Genomic DNA, 3,748 nt, shown 5'->3' with positions numbered 1-3,748 from the left:
TCCTTGATTTCGATTCTGTCGGCGAACCCTGACTCGATGTCGGCCTGCGCGATCGGCGCCGCCAGCAGGATGCGACCCTGGGCGGCGGTGCCGGTGAGTTCGGCGACCGCGATGAAGGGCGCGCGCGAAAGCCCCAAGGCCTGATCGACCGCAGCGCCACGCCCGTTGGCAAGCAAGAAACTGCCATTGCCGCGGTTGCGCGCGACCCGGTCCGGAAATGCCAATGCGAGCATGACACCAGTGGTGAGATCCGGAGCGCCGGCCGGGGTGTTCTCCTTCCTGCTTTGCGGAAGCTCTATCCGCTCCCCTCCCCCTTGCGGGGAACGACGCCCTGCCCCCTCGTCCGTCTTGACCTGCGCGGCCCAGCGCTGCGCCAGGCTGCGCGCGCTCGCGGCACGCTGCGAGCGGTCGCGGCGGAATTGATCGAGTCTGGCATCAAGATCGACGCTGTCGCCGCCAAGCCCGCGCTCGGTCAGCACGGCCGCGATCTCCGCGGCCTCGGCGCCGGCGCCGAGCCGATGCGCATCCACAATCATTCGCGCCAGCCGCGGCGGCAGCGCCAGCGCGCGCAGGCTCTTGCCTTCCGCCGTGATCCGTCCATCAGCATCGAGTGCGCCGAGATCGCGCAGCAGGCTCTTCGCCTCCTTCAGCGCGGGCGCCGGCGGGGCATCGAGAAAGGCAAGCGTGGTCGGGTCGCTCAGCCCCCATTGCGCGACATCGAGCAGCAGCGAGGAAAGATCGGCGCTCAGGATTTCGGGCTGGGTATAGGCCGGAAGCGACGCGGTCTGCGGCTCGTCCCACAGCCGGTAGCAAACGCCTGGCTCGGTCCGCCCGGCACGGCCACGGCGCTGGTCGACCGCGGCGCGCGAGGCGCGCACGGTTTCCAGCCGCGTCAGGCCGATATCAGGTTCATAGCGCGGCACCCGCGCCATGCCGCAATCGACGACGATGCGCACCCCCTCGATGGTCAGCGAGGTCTCCGCGATCGAGGTCGCGAGCACCACCTTGCGGACGCCCCTTGGTGCCGGTGCAATGGCGCGGTCCTGCACTGCGGCGTCGAGCGCGCCGAACAGCGGCACGATCTCGATTCCGGCATCGTGGATCCGCTCGGCGAGCAAATTTTGCGTGCGGCGAATTTCCGCCGCACCCGGCAGAAAGGCCAGCACCGAGCCCGGATCGGCGCGCAGCGCGGTTGCGATCGCATCCGCCATCTGCCGCTCCAGCGGCGCATCGGCCTTGCGGCCGAGGTACCGCGTTTCGACCGGATGGCTGCGGCCCAGGCTTTCGATGACAGGCGAAGCGCCGAGCAGTCTTGACACCCGCGCACCGTCCAGCGTCGCCGACATCACCAGGATGCGAAGGTCTTCCCGCAAACCGGTTTGCGCATCGCGCGCCAGCGCCAGGCCCAAGTCAGCATCGAGCGAGCGTTCGTGGAACTCGTCGAACAGCACGGCTGCGACATCGGACAATTCCGGATCGTCGAGGATCTGGCGCGAGAAGATGCCCTCGGTAACGACCTCGATCCGGGTCGCGCGCGACACCTTTGAGCCGAACCGGACCCGGTAGCCGACGGTCTCGCCGACCCGCTCGCCAAGCGTCTGCGCCATCCGCCCGGCGCTGGCACGCGCCGCGATCCGCCGCGGCTCCAGCACGATGATCTTTTTGTTGTTCAGCCAAGGTGAATCGAGCAGCGCCAGCGGCACCCGCGTGGTCTTGCCGGCCCCGGGCGGCGCCACCAGCACCGCGGCATTGTGGCCGGCAAGCGTACGCGAGAGCTCGTCGAGGACGTCGTCGATTGGAAGGGGCGTGTCGAAAGCGCGCACGAATTGATCCATGGGGCAAGTAGAAACGCCTTTTAGACGTCTTTGCGATGTGGGTAAGCGATAAAGAAAAATATTTTTTGCAGAGGAGATTGCACAGTCTTGCATGGGCAAAAGCTGGTCAGACGAATCGAATCCGAAGAAGCCGGCGGCGCCTCATCGAGCAAGGTTGTCATCGCCCGGCATAGCCGTCCGAAGGACGGCGTCGCTTCCGCTCGCCTATGACCGAGCGACCCAGCAAGTAGTCTGCATGAGCGCATGCAATATGCGGGAATGGCAGCAAATGCAAAGACCCCGGATGTCGCTTCGCTCATCCGGGCTGCGGTCGCTACGCTCGCTGATCACGTTGCGCGATGAGGCTAACTACATCGTGCGGCTGCCAGCGGCTGAACAGGGGGGCGTGACCCAAGGCAGACTCTGACGGCCCCTGATCGGCGATTCCAGAGCCTCCCGTGCGCAACGCGGGTGCTCGCGCTGCCGAAGATAGCAAAGCGCTTGGGAGCGCCAGTCCTGGGACTGTCAATGCCATGTCGTGCGAGGTCAAATACGGCCCGAAAATTCAGAGGCACGCGCCGTGGTAGCTACCCTCGACATGGGTCAACGCGCCCAGTTCATCGCTCGACCAGACGACGGAGATAGATTCGACGCAACCAAGGCCGCCCCACTCATATACGAGCGTTCTCTTCCTCTTATCTTTCTGCTCCGGTCGAAATCCTTGGTCTAGCAAAATCGATTTTAAAATGTCATCTCTTGACCCGACGGGAAATTTTGACTGCAAGACCTCGGTCAATTTTCTGCTGGCTGCTTCAAAATGAAACCAATCCTCACCCTGCGCGATTGGAGGCGGCCTAGAGTGAAGCGCTGCCGGGCTAAAAACAAACAGAGTCGCCGCGACAAGGGCGAGTATTGCCAACAACCAAATAGCGGAACGCTTCACGTCGGGTCCCTCTCTCCCCCAAACCTACTACTCGTGCGTTACTTTGCCATGAACTCGTCATTCGGCGCATGTCTAAATCTGGTACCAAACGTTAGTTATTGCGGTGTAGCGGCAAGTCTGTAGCTGGGATTACACCGGACTCACGCTCGAACCGCACGGCTCTCAATCGCGGCCAATGCGGGATTTCCCGCCCATGAGATCGGCGCTATTATCCGCTACCTGCGACCGCAGCGCGCTATTCTTCAAGGCAAACGGCATGAGCACTTTGGAAGTTGATGTCGGCGATATCAGGCCGGTCCTGGTTGCCTTCACCGCCGATGAGCTGGTGGTGACGCTGGCGGATGGCCGCAGGATCGCGACTGGTATCCGCAACTGCGGGACGCAAGCGAGGCGGCGCGCGGGCGGTTCGAGCTGATGCCGATGGGGATTCACTGGTCCGATCTCGACGAAGACCTCGGCATCGCCGGGATGCTGCGGGGAAGGGCAAGCGTCTGACGCCGGCTAACAGACATCAACCAAGATGGTCGTCGCCCGGCCTGTCCGGGCGACCCAGTATTCCAGAGCTCGATCGATCTGACCGCGGCGCCAGCGGCATTCTCGCGTGCTGAACCGTTCCACCTCCACCGCCGCGGCGTACTGGACCACCCGATCAAGTCGGGCGATGACGTGTGAGGTCGGAACAGTCTCTCGCCTCATCAATGCGATAAGGAAGTCTTGGAGCCGCGCGCAGCAACGGAACCGCGGTCGCGGACTATCGGCCGCCCGCCGCTGCTGAGGTTCGATGATCGCTAGATCTGGTGATTCGGGGCTGTCAATCCTCATGAAGAAAAAGATTTCTGTTGCCTTTTTGTTCGAATCAGTTCATAACCAACCCGTCTCGTTCCAGATGAGGGGCGTATCGCGATCGTCAGACACGCGGGATGAGATGCGGTGGACGCGGCAGCGTCGGGCGTGGCCAGGACATGGCAGGGCAGGATGTACATTGAGGTCG

General features: G+C 63.5%; 4 protein-coding genes. 2 read left to right on the top strand and 2 right to left on the bottom strand.

The annotated features are described in order from the left end of the window. Both hrpB and ABSG20_RS31950 read right to left on the bottom strand, forming a co-directional pair. The coding region (gene hrpB / locus ABSG20_RS31955) for an ATP-dependent helicase HrpB (RefSeq protein WP_423868442.1) at positions 1–1,835 on the bottom strand (1,835 nt) is incomplete at its 3' end. A 544-nt stretch (positions 1,836–2,379) separates the two neighbouring features. After that, entirely contained in the window at positions 2,380–2,757 is a 378-nt protein-coding gene (locus tag ABSG20_RS31950) for a hypothetical protein (RefSeq protein ID WP_423868441.1), read from the bottom strand. Between the two features lie 256 nt (positions 2,758–3,013). Between ABSG20_RS31950 and ABSG20_RS31945 the strand changes: the two genes are divergently transcribed. Both ABSG20_RS31945 and ABSG20_RS31940 read left to right on the top strand, forming a co-directional pair. Beyond that, on the top strand, positions 3,014–3,172 hold the full coding sequence (locus tag ABSG20_RS31945; RefSeq protein WP_423868440.1) for a hypothetical protein: 159 nt from the start codon (positions 3,014–3,016) through the stop codon (positions 3,170–3,172). Further along, positions 3,130–3,252, top strand: a complete 123-nt coding sequence (locus ABSG20_RS31940) for a DUF2442 domain-containing protein (protein ID WP_423868443.1) — start codon at positions 3,130–3,132, stop codon at positions 3,250–3,252. Before ABSG20_RS31945 ends, ABSG20_RS31940 begins: the two co-directional genes overlap by 43 nt. Positions 3,253–3,748: the final 496 nt, after the last annotated feature.

The sequence above is a fragment of the Bradyrhizobium sp. genome, from assembly GCF_049512235.1.
Lineage (GTDB): Bacteria > Pseudomonadota > Alphaproteobacteria > Rhizobiales > Xanthobacteraceae > Bradyrhizobium.
This window is presented reverse-complemented; position numbering and strand designations above follow the sequence as displayed.